Source organism: Saccharothrix espanaensis DSM 44229 (assembly GCF_000328705.1).
In the GTDB taxonomy this organism is placed as follows: Bacteria; Actinomycetota; Actinomycetes; order Mycobacteriales; family Pseudonocardiaceae; genus Actinosynnema; species Actinosynnema espanaense.
Genome location: NC_019673.1, coordinates 7,568,446 through 7,590,016, shown reverse-complemented (window position 1 = coordinate 7,590,016; position 21,571 = coordinate 7,568,446). Strand labels below are relative to the sequence as shown.

The 21,571-nt window shown below is 71.8% G+C and carries 16 protein-coding genes; 10 read left to right on the top strand and 6 right to left on the bottom strand.

Features of this window, described 5'->3' with window-relative positions:
* The first annotated feature begins 580 nt into the window (after window positions 1–580).
* Both gltB and BN6_RS32945 read left to right on the top strand, forming a co-directional pair.
* Window positions 581–5,119: a glutamate synthase large subunit gene (gene gltB / locus BN6_RS32950; protein ID WP_015104180.1), complete on the top strand. Its 4,539-nt coding sequence runs from the start codon at window positions 581–583 to the stop codon at window positions 5,117–5,119.
* Window positions 5,112–6,617, top strand: coding sequence for a glutamate synthase subunit beta (locus tag BN6_RS32945; RefSeq protein WP_015104179.1), 1,506 nt, complete (start codon window positions 5,112–5,114; stop codon window positions 6,615–6,617). The genes gltB and BN6_RS32945 overlap by 8 nt, the downstream gene beginning before the upstream one ends.
* 49 nt (window positions 6,618–6,666) lie before the next feature.
* Here BN6_RS32945 and BN6_RS32940 read toward each other — a convergent pair whose 3' ends face one another.
* Window positions 6,667–7,047, bottom strand: a complete 381-nt coding sequence (locus tag BN6_RS32940; protein ID WP_015104178.1) for a winged helix-turn-helix transcriptional regulator — start codon at window positions 7,045–7,047, stop codon at window positions 6,667–6,669.
* A 98-nt stretch (window positions 7,048–7,145) separates the two neighbouring features.
* On the opposite strand from BN6_RS32940, the gene BN6_RS32935 reads away from it, so the two are divergent.
* Window positions 7,146–7,553, top strand: a complete 408-nt coding sequence (locus BN6_RS32935) for a RidA family protein (RefSeq protein ID WP_015104177.1) — start codon at window positions 7,146–7,148, stop codon at window positions 7,551–7,553.
* 29 nt (window positions 7,554–7,582) lie between these two features.
* Here the strand turns inward: BN6_RS32935 and BN6_RS32930 are convergent, their stop codons facing one another.
* Complete coding sequence (locus tag BN6_RS32930) at window positions 7,583–8,767, bottom strand: glycosyltransferase (protein ID WP_015104176.1); 1,185 nt, start codon at window positions 8,765–8,767, stop codon at window positions 7,583–7,585.
* 567 nt (window positions 8,768–9,334) lie between these two features.
* Here BN6_RS32930 and BN6_RS32925 point away from each other — a divergent pair.
* Together BN6_RS32925 and BN6_RS32915 are read left to right on the top strand one after the other, a co-directional pair.
* Complete coding sequence (locus BN6_RS32925) at window positions 9,335–9,577, top strand: hypothetical protein (RefSeq protein ID WP_148303117.1); 243 nt, start codon at window positions 9,335–9,337, stop codon at window positions 9,575–9,577.
* Window positions 9,578–10,626: 1,049 nt separating this feature from the next.
* A complete protein-coding gene (locus BN6_RS32915; protein WP_148303116.1) occupies window positions 10,627–11,952 on the top strand; it encodes a conjugative transfer relaxase/helicase family protein in 1,326 nt (441 codons plus the stop codon).
* A 49-nt stretch (window positions 11,953–12,001) separates the two neighbouring features.
* On the opposite strand, the gene BN6_RS42655 is transcribed toward BN6_RS32915, so the two are convergent.
* Window positions 12,002–13,981 carry a helicase-associated domain-containing protein gene (locus BN6_RS42655; protein WP_051075826.1) on the bottom strand — a complete coding sequence of 660 codons (1,980 nt, stop codon included), beginning with the start codon at window positions 13,979–13,981 and terminating at the stop codon, window positions 12,002–12,004.
* A gap of 81 nt (window positions 13,982–14,062) precedes the next feature.
* Here BN6_RS42655 and BN6_RS32905 point away from each other — a divergent pair, with 81 nt between their 5' ends.
* Entirely contained in the window at window positions 14,063–14,716 is a 654-nt protein-coding gene (locus BN6_RS32905) for a DUF2461 domain-containing protein (RefSeq protein ID WP_015104172.1), read from the top strand.
* On the opposite strand, the gene BN6_RS32900 is transcribed toward BN6_RS32905, so the two are convergent.
* Complete coding sequence (locus BN6_RS32900) at window positions 14,694–15,011, bottom strand: VanZ family protein (RefSeq protein ID WP_231904816.1); 318 nt, start codon at window positions 15,009–15,011, stop codon at window positions 14,694–14,696. The genes BN6_RS32905 and BN6_RS32900 overlap by 23 nt on opposite strands.
* Before the next feature lie 106 nt (window positions 15,012–15,117).
* On the opposite strand from BN6_RS32900, the gene pyk reads away from it, so the two are divergent.
* Both pyk and tesB read left to right on the top strand, forming a co-directional pair.
* On the top strand, window positions 15,118–16,542 hold the full coding sequence (pyk, locus tag BN6_RS32895) for a pyruvate kinase (protein WP_015104170.1): 1,425 nt from the start codon (window positions 15,118–15,120) through the stop codon (window positions 16,540–16,542).
* 9 nt (window positions 16,543–16,551) lie between these two features.
* Complete coding sequence (gene tesB, locus BN6_RS32890) at window positions 16,552–17,478, top strand: acyl-CoA thioesterase II (protein ID WP_015104169.1); 927 nt, start codon at window positions 16,552–16,554, stop codon at window positions 17,476–17,478.
* 257 nt (window positions 17,479–17,735) lie between these two features.
* Here tesB and BN6_RS32885 read toward each other — a convergent pair whose 3' ends face one another.
* Complete coding sequence (locus BN6_RS32885) at window positions 17,736–19,118, bottom strand: pyridoxal phosphate-dependent decarboxylase family protein (protein WP_015104168.1); 1,383 nt, start codon at window positions 19,116–19,118, stop codon at window positions 17,736–17,738.
* A gap of 160 nt (window positions 19,119–19,278) precedes the next feature.
* Between BN6_RS32885 and BN6_RS32880 the strand changes: the two genes are divergently transcribed.
* Window positions 19,279–20,370, top strand: a complete 1,092-nt coding sequence (locus tag BN6_RS32880; RefSeq protein ID WP_015104167.1) for a serine hydrolase domain-containing protein — start codon at window positions 19,279–19,281, stop codon at window positions 20,368–20,370.
* Window positions 20,371–20,399: 29 nt separating this feature from the next.
* On the opposite strand, the gene BN6_RS32875 is transcribed toward BN6_RS32880, so the two are convergent.
* Window positions 20,400–20,909, bottom strand: a complete 510-nt coding sequence (locus BN6_RS32875; RefSeq protein WP_015104166.1) for an Lrp/AsnC family transcriptional regulator — start codon at window positions 20,907–20,909, stop codon at window positions 20,400–20,402.
* Between the two features lie 59 nt (window positions 20,910–20,968).
* Between BN6_RS32875 and BN6_RS32870 the strand changes: the two genes are divergently transcribed.
* Complete coding sequence (locus BN6_RS32870; RefSeq protein ID WP_015104165.1) at window positions 20,969–21,565, top strand: LysE family translocator; 597 nt, start codon at window positions 20,969–20,971, stop codon at window positions 21,563–21,565.
* The last annotated feature ends 6 nt before the right edge of the window (window positions 21,566–21,571 follow it).

Here is a 21,571-nt window from a genome sequence, read left to right as displayed (position 1 = left end):
AGTGGGTTAGGCGACGGCGACGTTCTGCTCCGTCATCAAGTTCCGGAGCGCTGCTCGGGCCTTTTCGGCCTCGGGTCGGCCCCCCGTGCAGCAGTCCCGTCCCGACCGACCACGCCACCTCCCGGTTGCCCGCGGCGTGTTGCAGTCCGATCAAATCGAAGCGTGACCGGCCGACAGCGGAGAGTGCGAGCGGGTCGGGGGAGGACGGTCGGGGCGGTCGGTCGGCCCGCAGGTCCGCCCCTCCGGTCGGCGTCGTCACACGACCGGGTGAACATGCTCCGACCTGGGGCAATGTGGTCACGGGGGGTGGGTGTCGGCAAGCTCTCACGGGCGCGCACGTCGTGCGCGGGTCCGATATGCTCGACACCGCGTGACGAGGTCGGCCTCAGGGTCGCTCCGCCCATCTGAATCGTTACGCGTCAACGGCTGGGATCACCCGATGGATGGTGTCTCCTGGTTTCGCGGCTGTTAAAGTCGCGTCAACACGCGGGCCATCGTCGTCCCGTGCCCAGCAGCCGGATTCCCAGGAACTGGACACGAGGACTCGTCTTTTCGAAGGACGACGAAGGAGGTCTGCGCAGTGATCTTCTCCGCCATCCCGTCCGCACAGGGTCTTTACGACCCCCGTGCGGAACGTGACGCCTGTGGTGTGGCGATGGTCGCCGACATCAAGGGGCGGCGGTCGCACGCCATCGTGGTCGACGCGTTGACCGCGTTGGCCAACCTGGAGCACCGAGGCGCGGCCGGGGCCGAACCGACCAGCGGTGACGGCGCGGGCATCCTCGTGCAGCTGCCCGACGAGTTCCTCCGGTCCGCTGTGGACTTCGCGCTCCCCGGCCTCGGCGAGTACGCCGCCGGCATCGCGTTCCTGCCCGCCGACGACGAGGAGCGGGCCAAGGCGCAAGCGCTTGCGGAGCGGATCGCCGAGGAGGAGGGGCTGCGCGTGCTGGGCTGGCGCGACGTGCCCGTCGACCCGGACGCGGCCGACGTGGGCCCAACCGCGCGCTCGGTCATGCCGCACTTCGCGATGCTCTTCGTGGCCGCCGAGAACGGCGACCGGTCCGGTGTGGACCTCGACCGGGTCACCTTCGCGCTGCGCAAGCGGGTCGAGCACGAGACGGTCGCCGCGCAGGTCGGCACCTACTTCCCGTCGCTGTCCGCGCGCACCCTGGTCTACAAGGGGATGCTGACCACCGGCCAGCTCCCGGCGTTCTTCCCGGACCTGCGCGACGGGCGGCTGGCCAGCGCCATCGCCCTGGTGCACTCCCGCTTCTCCACCAACACGTTCCCGTCGTGGCCGCTGGCCCACCCGTTCCGGTACGTGGCCCACAACGGCGAGATCAACACCGTGCGCGGCAACCGGAACCGGATGCGGGCCCGCGAGGCGCTGCTCACCAGCGACCTGATCCCCGGCGACCTGACCCGGCTGTTCCCGATCTGCCACCCCGAGGGCTCGGACTCGGCCTCGTTCGACGAGGTGCTGGAGCTGCTGCACCTGGGTGGCCGGTCGCTGCCGCACGCGGTGCTGATGATGATCCCGGAGGCGTGGGAGAACCACGTCTCGATGGACCCGAAGCGGCGCGCGTTCTACGAGTTCCACGCCTCGCTGATGGAGCCGTGGGACGGCCCGGCCTGCGTCACGTTCACCGACGGCACGCTGGTCGGCGCGGTGCTCGACCGCAACGGGCTGCGCCCGGCCCGCTGGTGGCAGACCGCCGACGGCCGGGTGGTGCTGGCCTCCGAGACCGGCGTGCTCGACGTCGCGCCCGACCAGGTGGTGGCCAAGGGCCGCCTCCAGCCCGGCCGGATGTTCCTGGTGGACACCGAGCAGGGCCGGCTGGTGGACGACGACGAGATCAAGTCCGGCCTGGCCGACGACCTGCCCTACGACGAGTGGCTGCACGCGGGCCTGCTGGAGCTGGCCGACCTCGCCGACCGCGAGCACGTGGTGCAGAGCCACGAGTCCGTGGTGCGTCGCCAGCTCACCTTCGGCTACACCGAGGAGGAGCTGCGCATCCTGCTCGGCCCGATGGCCGTCGGCGGCATGGAGCCGCTGGGCTCGATGGGCACCGACACCCCGGTGGCCGCGCTGTCGCAGCGCTCCCGGCTGCTCTACGACTACTTCGCGCAGACCTTCGCCCAGGTGACCAACCCGCCGCTGGACGCGATCCGGGAGGAGATCGTCACCTCGGTCGCGCGGGTGATGGGCCCGGAGCAGAACCTGCTGGAGCCCGGCCCGGTGAGCTGCCGGCACATCAAGCTCACCTACCCGGTGATCGACAACGACGAGCTGGCCAAGCTCATCCACGTCAACGACGACGGCGACCTGCCCGGCTTCGCCTGCACCGTCCTGAGTGGACTGTATGAAGTGGACGGTGGCGGCGAGGCGCTGCGGCAGGCCGTGGAGCGGGTCCGCCGCGAGGCGTCCGAGGCGATCGCGGCCGGCGCGCGCATCCTGGTGCTCTCCGACCGCGACTCCGACCACCGGTCGGCCCCGATCCCGTCGCTGCTGCTGGTCTCCGCGGTGCACCACCACCTGGTGCGCACCAAGGAGCGGCTGCGCGTCGCGCTGGTCGTGGAGACCGGTGACGCCCGCGAGGTGCACCACATCGCGGCGCTGCTGAGCTACGGCGCGGCGGCGGTCAACCCGTACCTGGCGTTCGAGACCATCGAGGACCTGATCTCACAGGGCGCGATCACCGGCATCGAGCCGCGCAAGGCGGTCCGCAACTACGTCTCGGCGCTGGTCAAGGGCACCTTGAAGATCATGTCCAAGATGGGCATCTCGACGGTCGGCGCGTACACCGCCGCCCAGGTCTTCGAGGCCGTCGGCCTGTCGCACGACCTGCTGGACGAGTACTTCACCGGCACGGTGTCCAAGCTCGGCGGCGCGGGGCTCGACGTGCTGGCCGAGGAGGTCGCGCTGCGCCACCGCCGCGCGTACCCGGACAACCCGACCGACCGCGTGCACCGCCGGCTGGAGGACGGCGGCGAGTACTCCTACCGCCGCGAGGGCGAGCTGCACCTGTTCTCGCCGGAGACGGTCTTCCTGCTCCAGCACGCGACGAAGACCGGCCGGCAGGAGGTCTACCGGAACTACACCGAGGAGGTCGAGCGGCTGGCCCGGCAGGGCGGCACGCTGCGCGGCCTGTTCTCGTTCAAGACCGACCGCGCGCCGGTCCCGATCGACGAGGTCGAGCCGGTGAGCTCGATCGTCAAGCGGTTCAACACCGGCGCGATGTCCTACGGCTCGATCTCCGCCGAGGCGCACGAGACGCTGGCCATCGCGATGAACCGGCTCGGCGGCCGGTCCAACAGCGGCGAGGGCGGCGAGGACCCGGAGCGCCTCTACGACGCCGAGCGCCGCTCGGCGGTCAAGCAGGTGGCCTCCGGCCGGTTCGGGGTCACCAGCGAGTACCTGGTCAACGCCACCGACATCCAGATCAAGATGGCGCAGGGCGCGAAGCCCGGCGAGGGCGGGCAACTGCCCGGCTACAAGGTGTACCCGTGGATCGCGCGGACCCGGCACTCGACGCCGGGCGTGGGCCTGATCTCCCCGCCGCCGCACCACGACATCTACTCCATCGAGGACCTGGCCCAGCTCATCCACGACCTGAAGAACGCCAACGAGCGGGCCCGCGTGCACGTCAAGCTGGTCAGCGAGGTCGGCGTGGGCACGGTCGCGGCGGGCGTGGCCAAGGCGCACGCCGACGTGGTGCTGATCTCCGGCCACGACGGCGGCACCGGCGCGTCGCCGCTGAACTCGCTCAAGCACGCCGGCACGCCGTGGGAGATCGGCCTGGCCGAGACCCAGCAGACGTTGCTGCTCAACGGTTTGCGCGACCGGATCACGGTGCAGGTGGACGGTGCGCTGCGCACCGGCCGCGACGTCGTGGTGGCCGCGCTGCTCGGTGCCGAGGAGTTCGGCTTCGCCACCGCGCCGCTGATCGTCGCCGGCTGCGTGATGATGCGGGTCTGCCACCTCGACACCTGCCCGGTCGGCGTGGCCACCCAGAACCCGCAGCTGCGCGCGCGGTTCACCGGGCAGGTCGAGCACGTGGTGAACTTCTTCGAGTTCGTCGCCCAGGAGGTCCGCGAACACCTGGCGGCACTGGGTTTCCGCACCATCGACGAGGCCGTCGGCCAGGCCGGGCTGCTGGAGACCAACGACGCCATCGAGCACTGGAAGGCCAACGGCCTGGACCTGACGCCGGTGTTCGAGGTGCCCGAGACCCCGTACCGCACGGCCAAGCGCCGGGTCCGCGAGCAGGACCACGGCCTGGCGCGGGCGCTGGACCGCACGCTCATCCAGCTCTCCGAGGCGGCGCTGGAGGACGCGCACCCGGTGCGGCTGGAACTGCCGCTGCGCAACGTGAACCGCACGGTCGGCACGCTGCTCGGCGCGGAGGTGACCCGCCGGTTCGGCGGCGACGGCCTGCCCGACGACACGATCCACGTGACGTTCACCGGCTCGGCCGGCCAGTCGCTGGGCGCGTTCCTGCCGCGCGGCGTCACGCTGGAGATGGTCGGCGACGCGAACGACTACGTGGGCAAGGGGTTGTCCGGCGGTCGGATCGTGGTGCGCCCGCACCCGGACGCCCCGTTCGCCGCCGAGCGGCAGGTGATCGCGGGCAACGTGATCGGCTACGGCGCGACCTCCGGCGAGATCTTCCTGCGCGGACGCGTCGGGGAGCGGTTCTGCGTGCGCAACTCCGGCGCGCTCGCGGTGGCCGAGGGCGTGGGCGACCACGCGTTCGAGTACATGACCGGCGGCCGGGCCGTGGTGCTCGGGCCGACCGGGCGCAACCTGGCGGCCGGCATGTCCGGCGGCATCGCCTACGTGCTCGACCTCGACCCGGCGTCGGTGAACCCGGCGATGGTCGAGTTGCAGCGCCCCGGCGGCGACGACCTGCGCTGGCTGCGCGAGGTCGTCGAACGCCACCACCAGCTCACCGGATCGGCCGTGGCCGCGTCGCTGCTCGGCGACTGGCCCCGGCGGTCCGCGTCGTTCACCAAGGTCATGCCCGGTGACTACCAGCGCGTGCTCGAAGCGATGAGGCTCGCCCGCGCGGAAGGCAGGGACGTCGACCAGGCGATCATGGAGGCCTCCCGTGGCTGACCCGTACGGTTTCCTCAAGCACGACCGCGCCGACGCGAAGAAGCGCCCGGCCGACGAGCGGCTGGGCGACTGGGGCGAGGTCTACCTCGACCTCGGCGCCGACACCCGCGACAAGCAGGTCCGCACCCAGGCGTCGCGCTGCATGGACTGCGGCATCCCGTTCTGCCACTCGGGTTCGGCCGGCTGCCCGCTGGGCAACCTGATCCCGGAGTGGAACGACCTGGTGCGCCGGGGCGACTGGGGCCAGGCGTCGGACCGCCTGCACGCCACCAACAACTTCCCCGAGTTCACCGGCCGGCTGTGCCCCGCGCCGTGCGAGGCGGCGTGCGTGCTGGCGATCAGCCACGACGGCGGCGGCGCGGTCGCGATCAAGCGGGTCGAGCAGGCCATCGCGGACGTGTCCTGGGAGCAGGGCCTGGTCCAGCCGAGCCAGGCGCAGGTCACCTCCGGCAAGCGGGTCGCCGTGGTGGGCTCCGGCCCGGCCGGGCTCGCGGCGGCCCAGCAGCTCACCCGGGCCGGCCACGAGGTGACCGTCTACGAGCGCGACGACCGGTTGGGCGGCCTGCTGCGGTACGGCATCCCCGAGTTCAAGCTGGAGAAGAAGGTTCTGGACCGGCGGCTCGCGCAGCTCCGCAAGGAGGGCACGAAGTTCGTCACCGGCTGCGAGGTCGGCGTGGACCTGACGGTGGCGGAGCTGCGGTCGCGGTTCGACGCCGTGGTGCTCGCGGTGGGCGCGCTGCGCGGCCGTGACGACACCTCGACGCCCGGCCGCCGGCTGGCCGGCGTGCACCTGGCGATGGACCACCTGGTGCCCGCGAACCGGGCCTGCGAGGGCGACGGCCCGCCCGCGGTCGACGCGGCCGGCAAGCACGTGGTGATCATCGGTGGCGGCGACACCGGGGCGGACTGCTACGGCACCGCGACCCGCCAGGGCGCGGCCTCGGTGGTGCAGCTCGACCAGTACCCGCAGCCGCCGTCCCGGCGTGACGACGAGCGCTCGCCGTGGCCGGTGTGGCCGTGGATCCTGCGCACCTACCCGGCGCACGAGGAGGCCGGCGAGCGGAAGTTCGCGGTGGCGGTGGAGGAGTTCGTCGGCGACGAGCACGGGCACGTCAAGCAGATCCGGCTGCGCAAGGTGCGGGTGGAGAAGGACGCGTCCGGGCGGCGCGCGGTGGTGCCGACGTCGGAGGAGGTCGAGGTGCTGCCCGCGGACCTGGTGCTGCTGGCGATCGGTTTCGAGGGCGTCGAGCACCTGCCGCTGCTGGGCGGGCTGGGCATCGAGCTGACCGCGCGCGGCACGATCTCGTGCGGCTCGGACTGGCAGACGCAGGCGCCGGGCGTGTTCGTCTGCGGTGACGCGCACCGGGGTGCGTCGCTGGTGGTGTGGGCGATCGCGGAGGGCCGCTCGGTGGCCCACGCGGTCGACAGCTTCCTGACCGGCTCGTCGGACCTGCCGTCGCCGGTGATTCCCAACCAGTTGCCGCTCGCGGTCGTCTGAGCGTCGTAGTGGGTTCGCGGAGCCCCGCCGGTCGTCGCCGGCGGGGCTCTCAGGCGTCGAAGCGGCGGCGTGAGTCCTCGATGTCGCCGAGGTAGCGGTGGGTCCAGTCGCACATCGTGTCGACCGTGCGGCGCAGCGCCGCCCCGGGCTCGGTGAGCGTGTACTCGACGCACGGCGGCACGGTGGGGTGCACGACCCGCTCGACCAGGCCGTTGCGCTCCAGCATGCGCAGGTTCTGGGTGAGCATCTTGTGGCTGATCCCCTCGACCTGGTCGCGCAGCCCGGTGAACCGCAGGGTGCCGCCGCCGAGCGCCTCGATGATCAGCAGCGCCCACTTGGTGGCCACGTCGGAGAAGATCTCGCGGGCCAGCGAGTCCGCGCGCCGGAGGTCGGCTTCGTCGGCCGAGCCGTTGTACTGCTTGGTCACCACGAGGTTCCCCAGTCACCGAAAAGTGCGTTCTTCCACGTCAGCACACACTCTCCTACGGTTACCCGGTAACCACAAGAGAGCAAGGGGAGGCACGTGACATGGCCATCACGCTGATGGACCCCGACGGGCTGCCGCAGGTCGACGCCTACCGGCAGGTGGCGGTCGCGACCGGGTCGCGGCTGGTCTTCGTCGCCGGCCAGGTCGCCTGGGACGCCGACGGCGTCACGGTCGCCGCGGGCGACCTGGCCGCGCAGGTCGAACGGTGCTACCTCAACGTCGGCACCGCCCTGGCGGCGGCCGGCGCGTCGTTCCACGACGTGGTGAGGCTGACCGCGTACGTGGTCGACTGGACGCCGGCGAAGATGCCCCTGCTGCTGGACGGGATCGCGCGGGCGGGCGCGGCGCTCGGGTTCACGCCGACGCCACCGGCCACGCTGATCGGCGTCGCGGCGCTGGACGTGCCCGAGCACCTGGTCGAGGTCGAGGCCACCGCCGTCCTCGACTGAGGTCGGTGCGCGCGGCGCGTTGTCCCGGGTCAGGTGGTCGGCAGGGAGAGCAGGCGGCACGTGGCGGCGAGCGTTCCGTCCGTGCGCACCTCGGGCGCGAGGGCCGCTGCCCGTCCGACCGTCACCGGGCTCAGCGCCCGCGCCAGGGCCGTCGCCACCGAGTCGGACGTGCCCTCGGTCCCGATCCCCAGGGCCACGACCCGTCGCGCCCAGTAGGGCTGGTCGTACCTGCGCGGCACCACGACCTGCGGCACGCCCGCCCGTGCCGCCGCCGCGGTCGTGCCGGCACCGCCGTGGTGCACCACCGCCGCCACCCGGGGAAACAGCGCCTGGTGGTTCGTCTCGCCGATCGGCAGGGTGCCCTCGTCGGGCGTCAGACCGGCCCAGCCACCGGCCACGATCGCCCGCCGCCCCACCGCGCGGGCCGCCGCCACGACGGCAGCGCCGAGTTCCGGCGTTGCGGGCGTGCTGCCGAACCCGAAGTACACCGGCGGCTCGCCGGCCCGGAGGAAGTCCTCCACCCCGGCCGGCAGCGGGCGGTCGTCCGGCACGGTCCACGCGCCGGTCTGGAACACCCCGCCCGGCTCCGGCCACGGGCCCAGCACCTGGTCGGCGGCCAGCCACGGCCGGTCGGTGACCACGTGCCCGCGCACGTCGTCCACCGGGGACAGGTCGCGGGCGTCCCGGTGGGTGTTGAGGGCCTCGGCGAACAGGGAGTTCCAGCGCTGCGCGTCGGCCGCCCAGCGCTCCGCGTTGCCGGTCGCCTCGTCGGGCGGCGCCTCGCCGGCCACCACCACTTCGGGCATGATCAGCGGCGGGTGGTGCGGGGACGGGAGCGTCACCGCGCAGAAGGCCGCGTAGACGTAGTGGATTCCCAGCGATTCGGCGATCGAGTGCGCGGCGATCTGCCGGCCGCCCGCGCCCAGCAGCGCGTCACTTCCCCGGGCCGCCTCGCTGATCGCCTCGAACTGGGCCCGCACGGTCTCGGCGGTCGCCTCGCGCACCTGCGCCGGGGTGGGAGGCGGCGCGGTCGCCGTCCCGTTCACCTCGGGGCCCACCGGCGTGAACGCGAACCCGAGGTCGGTCAAGCGGTCGCCGAAGTCCGGTGGGGCGCACACCCGGACCTCCGCGCCCGACTCGCGCAACCGCAGGGCCAGGCCCGTCACCGGTTCGACCTCGCCACGCGATCCGATCGTGGACAGCACTACGCGCATCGGGATCCCCCGCAGTCCGCCGAGTGGAGCCGGTCCGGCTCGCCGGCGACGATTCTGCTGCGTGCCCCGGGCCTTGCCGCAAGCCCCCTGGTCGGCTATACGGTGAGGCGGGCCCCGTCCCCGCTCGAGGCCGGTGATTCCGGTCACCCCGCGCAATCCCGCGCCCACGTGGCGCAGGACCCGCTCCATGGTCCACTTCGGACAGCGCGGCCCGGGACCGCAGGGGGTTGCGCGACGAGCCCGGTCCGGGTGGACCATCTCCGCGCGGTACTGGTCGAAATCCATGGGCAGGCCGCCGTCCCTGCGTCATGGCAGGACCGGGGAGTCCTGCACGCCGACGCGCCGGACCGGATCACCCGCCGGCTGGACCGGCTCGGGGTGGGCTTGCAGTTAGCCACCGCGCTCGAACGCGTTGCGGCGGCACGGGATCCGGCAGCCAGGAACTGGACCTGGAACAGGTCATCGGGCGCAACACCGTCGTGGACGCGGGGGGTTTTGATCGCCCCGGCGTTGTTGCTCACCGCGCACCACGTGCTACCCGGCGCGACGGAGGCCACGGTGGGTTCGGTGGAGTTCGACCGCGGGCGGGGCCCGTTGCGGCCGGAGGTGTTCTTCCTCGGCGACTCGGCGCTGGACTTACCGTCGTTGCGGTCGATCCCGACGCGGACCTGCCCGCGCACCCGGTGCTGGTCGAACCGACGCCGAACTCCGGACGGCGCCGGTGAACCTCGACATCGGCCGGGAGGTGTCTACTACGACCCGGCCGCGCGGGACCGGTACTACGCGGACGTGGCCGTGCCCACCCGGTAGGCGTTGCACGAGTCGCTGGTGCGCGCGCACCTGCGACGGCTGGCGTTCCGCTCGTCCCGAATGGTGTACCCGTGGGTGGACCTGCACCCGGACCGGAAGCTGCACAGCCTGCACTCCGGCGTGGCCCTCGACCCGGAGGACCTGATCCGGTCCGACGTCGCCGCGGAAGCCGCCCGCGCCGGGCGGCGCTGTACCCACTGGTCCGCTACCCCTGCATCGTGGACGACCGGCGGGTCGCGGAACTCGCCTCCTGGCACCGCGCAGACCAGGTGTGCCAGCACGAATTGCACCGCAACGCCGCGATCGCCGCGATCCTGAGCAACCGCAACCCGTTATCGACCACCCGGACTGGGAGTTCGTCGTCTGAGAGTCCGTCGGTCGGGCGCGGCCAGGTCGGTTCCGGGCGCAGCCAAGGGCTGTGGGTGCGAGGTTGTGAACCAGTCGGCCTTGGGGAGTTGTCGTCGAATAGTGTCGTGACAACTCTCCCCAAGCACCTACGCCGGAGGTCTGCGACGCCTGCGCCTGCCACGTCGTCTCGCCCGGCGGTTCGGAGCGCGGTCATCCGACGCAGTCGTGTGTGGTGAGGTCGACGGATCAGAGGTGCGGTCTGCATCATCAGGTCTGCGGCGTAGCAGCAGTCGCAGGACGGTCAAGGCTGCGGTTCGCCGTTCCCGGTCTTTCGTGTACATCGCGACCATCGCGGCAACTGTCATGATGACGACGAGTCCGAGTGTCAGTGCGAGCCCGGACCCGGCCAGAACAGGCATTCTCGAACATCCTCCAGGAATAGCCGGTGTCCGGAAGTCCGGACCGGGCTTGTCGTCAATGGAACGGTGTGGGTGCCTCGGGTCACTTCGTCGCAACGGCGCGGCGATTTCCAAAAGAGGAGATCATGCGGCAGAATTGCCGGGCAAGTACGACAACCCGCTGAACTGCGGTGCGACGACAATCCCGGATTCTCGCCGGGTTGTCGCATTGTCCTCGAGAACTGGGAGGGTCAATTGGGGCCTGTTGGTGAGCGGGCCGGCGCCAGGAGGTCCGGCCGTCCGTTGCCGCAACGGGTCGAAGACTTCACCAAGCCGTCGTTGGGTGGTGAAGGACGTCGGCTGCAACTCTGGTTGATCGAGCTTATCTGCCACAGGTTCGGTGGTGTCGTCGACATGATCCGAGCAGCAATGGCGCAGGACGGAGGCTCGCCGAGGTGGGCGGTCGGCGATCCGGCCGACTTGGCGCGCGTGCGCAGCGCGGCGAGCAAGGTGAGCAAGTTCCTCGGGAGGTCTGCGGAACGAGTACCCGACTGGGAGACCGTCGCGTGGTTGGTCGAGCAAGCGGTGCCGGTCGTGGATCGGGAGTCCGTACTCGCCAAGATGGCGGGGCTGTGGTGGCAGGCCGAAGGGCGCGAACCCCCGGGGCACACCGGCAGGATCGAACGCGGTGAGCTCGTTCGCGGCGAGTTGGTCGATCCCGCGCTCGCGCCTGACGACGCCACCCGGATGCGCATCTACCAGGAAAAGCTCACCGAGGCGCTGGCGCGGGCCGACGCTCTGGAAGTCGAGTTGCTGGAACGCGAGAAGCGGATCGACAACCTCGGCCGACAACTCGGGCTGGCTGAGGACCGGTATCGCGGCGAAGTGCTGAAGGTGAAGCGGCTGGAATCGGCGATGAGCACGGCACGGAGCCGCCTCGACGAGGTGCGGGCCGACCTGGAAAGCGCTCGGTGTGACACCGATGCCCAGCAGGCGCTCAACGAACAGCTTGCCGGTGAGCATCAGGGCCTGAAAGGGCAGATCACCGAGTTGTCGCAACATCTCGCGGCGGTTGTCGCCCACGTTGTCGTACCCATGGGCAGCCCATGGGCTTCGAGGAGTGGTGAGCACTGTCTCGCAGCCATGCCGCTTGCGCTGTGGGGCCTGCTCCAGGCGAACGTGCCGACCCGCAGAACTCCGCGGACAGCCTGGCTCGCGGTGTACCTCCGGGCGCTTGCGACCGACCTGAGCGGGCCCCAGGGACGCATCAGGCTCGCCGGAGGCGAGGGGTTGATGACTGAGTTGAACGAGGTTGTCGCGGGCCGGCGAGTTCCCAGCCGAAGACTGCTCAACGCGTTGGGGAAGCACTTTCCCCAGGTGCACGAGTACGGATTCGCACTCCGTGCAGCCGCCATCCAAGAAGGTGAACACCTGGTCTTCGGTCAGTCGGACGAAATGGTCACTTCGGTGTCGAGTCAGATCACCGTCGCGGAATTGCTGGGCCGGGAGGGAGGTTCGCTCGCTCTCGCCGATTATGTGCGTAAACCGGGTCGTCACCGCAAACCTGTCCGCGCCGGGATGCCGCTCTTGGAGTACGTGCAGAACAACACCAACCCGGAAAGCGCGTGACAGTCCGTGACAATGCGGCTCGAACTCCAGAGCCGCACCGTCGCGGGTCTCAGCGAATACGTGCTGGAGGTGTGACGGGCGTGCGCGGCTGCCGGACCGACCGGATGTGGCCGACCGGGAACTCGTGCGACTCGCCGGTCTCGTCCTTCGCGGTCAGGTTGCCCGCCGCGTGGTCGACCGGCGTGATCACGTGCCGGCTCGTCGCGCGCGGGCCGCAGGCCACGTCGATCTCGACGCTCGTCCCGGTCACCAGCGCCTCGGCCAGCAGCACCACCTCGGTGTCGCGCAGCACCAGCGACTGGTCGCGCAGCAGCCGGACCGCGCCCATCCGCCGCGACTCCGCGCGCGGCGGCACGAGCTTCGGGCGTGGCCGCTCCCGTTCCACCAGGGCCAGCGCGAGCCGGTTGAGCTCCTGGTCGGTCAGCGGGGCCCGCCACGGCCGCCACGACCCGATCTTGCGGCCCGCCGGCTCGACCCGGCGGCGCGGCACCCGTTCGACCACCGGGCTGCCGTCCGGGCCGGCCGCGGCGGGCGCGTAGCCGGCGGCGCGCAGCAGGGCCAGCGTCTCGTCGGCGGGCCTGGCCGACGCGAGCACGGTCGGGCCCAGCCGGTGCAGGTCGAGCGCGGCCAGCGACCGGTGCCGGACGATCTCGCCGACCAGGTTCGGGTCGTCGGCGCGCACGCAGCACGCCACCGCCGTCACGGTGACCTGGCCGTGCCGCCGGGCCACCTCGCGGACCAGCCGCTCCAGCGTCTGCGGCACGCCGTGCTCGGCCACCTCGGCCAGCCGGGCGAGCACCTCGTCCGGGGTGTGCCCGGCGTCCAGCGCCCGCCGCACGCTCGCCCCGGTGAACCGCCAGCCGCCCGCCGCCGGGTCCGCCACCAGGTCCAGCGCCGCGCTCAGCTCCCGGCCGGGCAGCCCCGCCGCCACCGCCGTCAGGTCGGGTCTCAGGTGCGCCCGGTCCGCCGCGGGCGGCACGAACCCGGCCGCCGCCCGCGACTCGTCGCCGGTCAGCACGGCCCGGCCCAGCGCGGTCAGCGCGCCCAGCGCCACCAGCCCGATCGTCTCCGCCTCGACCAGCGCGGCCTCGGTGGCCTGCGGGCTGTGCGCGGCGGGCCGCGCCCACACCAGCTCCGCGACCACCTCGTGGCGGTGCTCGAACGCCTCGTCCTCGGCCAGCCCGGCGTACTGCTCCAGCACGCCCCGCCGGGTCGTGTCGCCGTGCTCCGATGACTGCTCGGCCAGCGCCGGGCGCGGCTTCGCGGGCGTCCACGTCATCCGCGGCCACGCGCCGGCCAGCGCCGCGAGCCGGTCCGCGGGCGACGCGCCGCGCCAGTCGTCCGACCTGGTCGTGGGCAGCACCCGCCGGTCCTGGTCGGCGACCGCGAGCAGCCGCGCCTCCACGGCCAGTTCCAGCCACAGCCGGGTGCGCGTCTCGTCGGCCCGCAGCGCGCCCGCGATCCGGCGCAGCTCGCGCACGCCGACCCCGCCGCGGGTGGTGACGACATCGTTGTCACAGAGCTCGACCAGCCTGGTTATCCCGTCCACAGTGGACGTCGCGGGGTGGATGGCCGCGCGGTCGGCGAACCCCTTGTGCTGCCCGGTCCGGCGCGGCGCGCGCGGTGGCGGCGTGATCCGCCGGGGCGGGTCGCCCTCGGCCGGTCGCAGCCCGGTCGCCGCCCGCAGCCGGTCGCCGGCCGGCCACACCAGGGCGTGCGCGCGCAACCGCTCCAGCGCCCGCCTGAGTTCCGCGCGGGACGACTTGCCGTTGCAGCGCAACGTTTCCGCGACGCTGTCGGGGCTCGCGTCCGCGCCTAATCGCAGCACCGCGTCCAGCACGTCACGGCACGCGCGGTCGAGCCCGTCCACGGCCCGCTTGAGCGAGGCCGGGGCGGTCAGCTCGTCGGCGAGCCCGCGCAACGAGTGGGGATGGGTGTCCGCCGCGTCCTTGCGCAGCGCGAGGATGTCCCGGATGTCCTGAGCGTCGAGTTCGTGCAGCCAGCCGGCCAGCGCCGATTTCCTACCCACGCGCCGATTATGCACGCCCTGTCACCAGGCGGTTATTCCACGCGACCGAGGCGTCGCGCCGGCGGCCGTAAGCTGTACGCCGTGGAATTCACCGGCTTCGGCGAGTACGCCATCGACTTCTTCGACGGGCTGGAGGGCGACAACTCGAAGGCCTACTGGGACGATCACAAGCACACCTACCAGTCCGACGTGCGCGCGCCGATGGAGGCGCTGCTCGCCGTGCTGGAGCCGGAGTTCGGCAAGGGCAAGGTGTTCCGGCCCTACCGGGACGTCCGGTTCAGCAAGGACAAGACGCCGTACAAGACCCACTGCGGCGGCGTGGTCGAGCTGGGGCGGGGCGGCGGCGCGCACTACGTCCAGATCGGCACGGAGGGGTTGTACGTCGGCGCCGGGTCGTTCTTCATGGCCTCCGACCAGATCGCCCGCTACCGCGAATCGGTCGCCGACGACGTGCGCGGCCGGGCGTTGGAGAAGATCCTGGCGAAGCTGACCAAGGGCGGCTGGGAGGTGCGCGGCGACCAGCTCAAGCGCGCCCCGCGCGGGTTCGACCCCGAGCACCCCCGGATCGGGCTGCTCAGGCACAAGCGGCTGTTCGTGGCGCGCAGCTGGCCGCCGGACGACGTCCTGCACGAGCCGGGCTGCCTGGACCGGGTGCGCCGGGCGTGGCGCGAGGCCGACCCGTTCGTGGACTGGTGCGCCGACCACATCGGTGTCAGCGAGGTCGGCTTCCGCTGAGCGCGAGCCGCGCCACCAGCCAGCCCAGCGCGACGCCGGCGACGTCCACCAGGCCGTCCAGCACGTCCCCGCCGCGGCCGAGCGGGGTGATCAGCCACTGCAGCACCTCGGACACCGCGGCGTAGGCCACCAGGGCCGTGAGCAGCGGGACCAGCGGCAGCCGGGCCCACAGGCCGGTGCCCGCGAGCAGCGCGAACAGCAGGACGTGCACCACCTTGTCGGTGCCCGCGGGCGAGTCCGGGACACCTGACTGAGGGGTGAACAGGACGATGACGCTGAGCAACACAGCGGTCACGAACGGAAGGATTCTGCGGCTCACGAGCCCGATTGTGCCCGGTTCCGGCAGATTACTTCCCGGTACATCCTGATCGGTCCAGTGCCAGGGACTAGGCTCTCGGAACGTGAGTCGACGCGCGAAGATCGTCTGTACGATGGGCCCCGCCACCGCGACCGAGGACAAGGTCAACGAGTTGGTGGCGGCCGGTATGGACGTGGCCCGGATGAATTTCAGCCACGGCAGTCATGCCGACCACAAGCAGGTCTACGACCTCGTCCGCGCCGCCTCGGACGAGAGCGGGCGCGCGGTCGGCATCCTGGCCGACCTCCAGGGCCCCAAGATCCGGCTCGGCCGGTTCGCCCACGGCCCCGTCGAGTGGCGCACCGGTGACGTCGTCCGGGTGACCGTCGAGGACGTCGAGGGCACCCACGACCGGGTGTCCACCACGTACAAGGAGCTGTCCAAGGACGCCAAGGTCGGCGACCGGCTGCTGGTGGACGACGGCAAGGTCGGCCTGGTCGTCACCGACATCGAGGGCCCCGACGTGGTGTGCGAGGTCACCGAGGGCGGCCCGGTCAGCAACAACAAGGGCCTCTCGCTGCCGGGCATGGACGTCTCCGTGCCGGCGCTGTCCGAAAAGGACATCGACGACCTGGAGTTCGCCCTCAACCTGGGCGTGGACTTCATCGCGCTGTCCTTCGTGCGCTCCCCGGCCGACATCGACCTGGTGCACCAGGTGATGGACCGCGTCGGCCACGGCCGCCGCCCGGTCATCGCCAAGATCGAGAAGCCGGAGGCGGTCGACAACCTCGAGGCGATCGTGCTGGCGTTCGACGGCGTCATGGTCGCCCGCGGCGACCTGGGCGTGGAACTGCCGCTGGAGCACGTGCCGCTGGTGCAGAAGCGCGCGATCCAGATCGCCCGCGAGAACGCCAAGCCGGTGATCGTCGCCACCCAGATGCTCGACTCGATGATCCAGAACTCGCGGCCGACCCGCGCCGAGACCTCGGACGTGGCCAACGCCGTGCTCGACGGCGCGGACGCGCTGATGCTCTCCGGCGAGACGTCGGTCGGCCGGTACGCGATCGAGTCGGTCAAGACCATGGGCCGGATCATCGAGGCCGTGGAGACCGAGTCCACGCAGGTCCCGCCGCTGACCCACGTGCCGCGCACCAAGCGGGGCGTGATCTCCTACGCGGCCCGCGACATCGGCGAGCGGCTCAACGCCAAGGCCCTGGTCGCGTTCACCCAGTCGGGTGACACGGTGCGCCGGCTGGCCCGGCTGCACACGCACCTGCCGCTGCTGGCGTTCACACCCGAGCAGAGCGTGCGCAGTCAGCTTGCTCTCACGTGGGGCACCGAGACGTTCCTGGTGCCTAAGGTGGACTCGACGGACGGGATGGTCCGCCAGGTGGACGTGTCGATGCTGCACATCGGCCGGTACCAGCCCGGTGACCTGGTCGTCGTCGTGGCGGGCTCCCCGCCTGGCACCATCGGCTCGACCAACCTCATCCGGGTGCACCGGCTCGGAGAGGACGACCACGCTTAGGGGTAGGACGTGACAGAGGCCGCCCGCGCCGCCGCTGCCGCCGGGTACGCGGACCTCCCGCTGGACACCGACGGCGTTCCGCACGGGCAGCCCGTGCTCGACCGCCTGGTGGCGCTGCTGGACCTGGAGCGCATCGAGGAGAACATCTTCCGGGGCGTGTCGCCGGCGGAGTCGCCGATGAGGGTGTTCGGCGGCCAGGTGGCGGGCCAGGCCCTCGTGGCGGCCGGCCGGACCGTGCCGGCGGAGCGCCGGGTGCACTCGCTGCACTCGTACTTCATCCGGGGCGGCGACCCGACGGTCCCGATCGTGTACGAGGTGGACCGGATCCGCGACGGCCGGTCGTTCACCACCCGGCGCGTGGTGGCCGTCCAGCACGGCAAGGCGATCTTCACGCTGTCCGCGTCGTTCCAGCTCGACGAGTCCGGCATGGACCACTTCGAGGCGATGCCCGACGTGCCCGCGCCGGAGACGCTGCCGACCTACGCGGAGTCGGCGGCCGGGTACCTGGAGAAGGTCGGCATGGCGAAGCTGCCCAGGCCGATCGACCTCCGCTACGTGACCGAACCGCCGTGGCGCGCCCGGGAGGACGGGCCGGGCGAGGCGCGCAGCCAGGTGTGGATGCGGGCGGGCGGCACGCTGCCGGACGACGACCTGCTGCACGTGTGCGTGCTGGCGTACGCGTCGGACCTGACCCTGCTGGACTCGGTCCTCGTGCGACACGGGGTGTACTGGGGCACGGACAAGGTCCTCGGGGCGAGCCTCGACCACGCGATGTGGTTCCACCGCAGGTTCCGCGCCGACGAGTGGTTCCTGTACGACTGCGAGTCCCCGTCGGCGTCCGGGGCCCGTGGGCTGGCGACGGGCCGGTTCTACGCCCAGGACGGCCGGCTGGTGGCGACGGTGGTCCAGGAAGGACTGCTGCGCGTCCTGCCGTGAGGGCGGGCCCCCGCTCGCGCGGGGAACCCGCCAGGACCGGACCGGTCGCGTAGAGCCAGTGGGGGCCACCCCGGCTCGCAATCGCAACTGGGTCGCCGCGTTGAGCACCGCCGCCCTGCCGACCGCCGCCCCGCCGACCGCCGCTGCCCCGCCTACCGCCGCTGCCCGGCTGGCCGCCGTGCCATACCCGGTGCAGAGGCTGGAGTCGGTGTCGCCGGCCACCACCGAGACGTTCTCCAGTGGAACGTCCCGGTGCGTCAGGCGGACCGCAGGGCGTCCCACATGGCGCGTACGTGGTGTTCCCGGGTTGCTTCCGCGCCGATCGCCACCCTGATCGCGAAGCGGCCGTTCACGACCGTGTGGGTCAGGAAGGCGCTGCCTTCGGCGTTCACGGCGTCCATCGCCGCGCGGGTGGCGTCGTCGCCGTCGACGTGGGCGAGGGTGACCAACGACAGCGACCTCGGCACCACCAGCTCCCACCTCTCGTCCGCTTCCACCCACGACTCCAGCAGCCCGGCGAGTTCCACGTGGCCGCGCAGGTGCGCCCGGACGCCCTCCAGCCCGTACCAGCGCAACATCGACCACAGCTTCAGCGCCCGGAACCGGCGCCCCAGGGGGATCTGCCAGTCCCGGTAGTCGACCACCGCGCCCGACTCCGTCGCGCTGTTGCGCAGGTACTCCGGCAGGATGGTCAGCGCGTCGACCAGCACGTCCGGGTGCGCCGTCCAGAACAGCGACAGGTCGAACGCGGTCAGCATCCACTTGTGGGCGTTGGCGCAGAACGAATCCGCGTGCTCCAGGCCGTCGAACAGGTGCCGCTGCTCCGGGCACAGCGCCGCCGGGCCGGCCCACGCGGCGTCCACGTGCAGCCAGATCCCGTGGCGCGCGCAGACTTCCGCGATCTCGCGCACCGGGTCCACCGCGCCCGTGCCCGTGGTGCCGATGGTGGCGCACACCAGGATCGGTCGCCGGCCGCTGTCCACATCGGACTGTATCTGGTCGGTGAGGGCCTGGACATCCATCGACAGGGTGGCGGGGGACACGCCGATCGACCGGACGGACTCCTCGCCCAGGCCCGCCAGGCGGGCGGCGCGTTCGATCGACGAATGCGTCTGGGACGACACGTACACCGTCTCGTCACCGTCCACACCGGACTGCCGCCACTTGTCCGAACCCCGGTGCAGTGCGGCGAGCATGGCGACCAGTGCCGCGCTGGAGGCGGTGTCCTGGATGACCCCGCCGCCGGTGAAGCGCTCCGGCAGGCCCATCGCGCCCACCAGTTCGTCCATCAGGTGCTGCTCCACCTCGGTGCACGCGGGGGACGTGGACCACAGCATCCCCTGCACCCCCAGCCCGGACGACAGCAGGTCGCCCAGCACGGACGGCAGCGAGGCGTTGGAGGGGAAGTACGCGTAGAAGCCGGGGTGCTGCCAGTGGGTCGTGCCCGGCACCACCACCCGGTCCAGGTCGGCGAGCAGGCCGGCGAAACCCTCGCCCTGCTCGGGGATCGGGGCGAGCTGTGACCTCACCCAGCCGGGCTCGACCTGGGAACGCACCGGCAGGTCGCCGACCCGTTCGCGGTAGTCGGCGATCCAGTCGATCACCTCGTGGCCGATCCGGCGGAACTCGTCAGGCTGCATACCCCGCACGCTAACGGGCGGCCCGGCGGCCCGGCTTGTCCGTCCGGGCACGATCGCGCAGCGTGACGGAGAACGGGCCGAGGGTGGCGGAACAACTTCCCGCCCGGCTGCGTCCCACCGCTGTTCGACTCGGCACGTCGGCACGAGCAAGGGGTGGGGCATGGGGGGACGGCGTCGTGCGCCGTGGGTGTTGGTCTGCCTGGTGCTGCTGCTCCCGGCGTGCTCCCGCAGCACGATCGAGCAGCCGAGCGCGGCGGAGGCCAACCTGGGGCAGCGGCTCAACGAGCACCACGAGCAGCTGAAGCGGGACGGGTTCCGCGGCGTCGTGGACATCCGCCGCAACGGCGAGCGGCTGTTGTCCGAGGCGTACGGGATGGCGGATGTCGCGGGATCGCGCAAGAACACCGTCGACACCCGGTTCCGGGTCGGTGGGGTGACCGAGCAGGTGACGGCGTTCGTCGTGCTCGCGTTGCAGGCCAAGAAGCGGCTGGCGCTGACCGACCCGGTGTGCCGCCACCTGCCGACCTGCGTGCCCGCGTGGCAGCCGATCACGGTGGAGCAGTTGTTGCTCCACACGTCGGGTCTGCCGGACTACCTCGCGCTGGGTCCCGAGGAGTCGGCGGCGCTCGACTCGCAGGGGCTCTCCCACCTCCAGCTCGTCGAGTACCTGCAGCGCAAGCCCCTGGAGCAGGTTCCCGGGAAGTGGAAGCGCAGCGCCGCGAACTACGTCGTGCTGGGCGCGCTGATCGAGAAACTCACGTCCAAGCCTTACGGGGAGTACGTGAAGACCACCGTCCTCGACCCGCTCGGCATGACCGCCACCTCGACCGAGTGGGACCGGAGCGACCCGGCCGGACGTGCCGTGGGCCACACCGGACCGAACGGCGTCGCGGCCCCCGCGCCGGCCCGGTACGCGGACCGCGCGCTGACCACCACGGCGGCGGACTTGAACCGGTGGAACGCTTTCCTGATCACCGGCAAGCCGCTGTTCGGCGAGGTGGAGGCGCGGCTCCGGCTGACCAACGCGTCGAACGGCCCGTTCACCGGCGTCGCCACGCAGGGTTACGGCGCGGTCTTCCTCAACGCCTCGCCCCGGGAGGAGGTCGTCGCGACGGGCGTGGTGCCGGGGTTCGAGGCGTTCAGCGCGATTCGCGAACAGCTCGGGGTGTCGGTCGTCGTGCTGTCGAACACCGACGACGCCGAGGCGGCCGAGCTGGGGGCGAGGCTGCTCGCCACCGCGACCCTCTCCTGACGGCGGTCCTGGCACGAGGCCGTTACGGGTCAGGGGACGCGTCGGCGGCGGTGGGTGGGGCGCTGGTCGGTCGGCGGGGTGAGGGCCCGGGTCTCCACCCGTTCCAGCACGACCGAGCTGGTCAGGTTCCGGACCTCGGTGCGCGACGCGATCTTGTCCACCAGGAACGCCTGGAGGTGCGTGCTGTCCGCGACCGCGATGTGCACCAGGAAGTCCGCCTGACCGCTGACGTGGAACAGCGAGCGGGTCTCCGGCTGGGCCATCACGTAGGCCCGGAACGCGGCCACCACGGGCCGGGTGTGCGGGCGGACGTTGACCGACACCACGGCCTCCAGCGGCAGGCCGGTCAGCCTCGGGTCGACCACCGCGTGGAACCCCGTGATCACACCGAGTTCGCGCAGCCGGCGGACCCGTTGCAGACACGTCGACGGCGCGAGTCCGACCAGGTCGGCGAGGGTCCGGTTGGGCAGCGTGGCGTCGTTCTGCAACTCCTCCAGGATGCGCCAGTCGACCGAATCCAGTTCGGCTACTCCACTCACAACCGAACACTGTACTGAAGTCCTGGTGGCGGGCCGAACTTCGACCGGAAGATCCGGCCGTGCACATCGCCTGGACCTCTTTCCTGCTGGCGCTCGTGGTGATCACGATCGTCCCCGGCCCGGACTTCGTCCTGGTCACCGGGAACGCCGTGCGCAGCGTGCGGCTGGGCGCGCTGACCGCACTGGGCGTGGTGACCGGGCTGGTCGTGCACGGGATCCTCGCCACGCTCGGCCTGTCCGCGCTCGTGGCCGCCGCGCCGGCGGCCCTGTGGGCGGTGAAGGCGGTCGGCGCGGTCTACCTGCTCTACCTGGGCGTGATGACGCTGCGCTCCCGCCGCACGGTCAACGCGGTCGCCCCGCCGTCGCACAAGTCGGTGTTCCTGCGCGGGGTCCTGTGCGACCTGCTCAACCCCAAGGTGATGCTGACGTTCCTGAGCCTCATCCCGCAGGCGATGGACCCGACCGCCCCGCCGCTGCCGCAGGCGGCCCTGCTCTCGGCCGTCACGGTCGGCGTGTTCGCCGCGTTCTGGACGTGCGTGGTGCCGCTGGCGGGCCGGTTGGCCCGGTTGTTGAGCCGGCCGAAGGTGCAGCCGGTCTTCGAACGGCTCTGCGGCACGGCGCTGATCGGCATGGCGGCCACCGTCCTCGCCGCCTGAGACTGA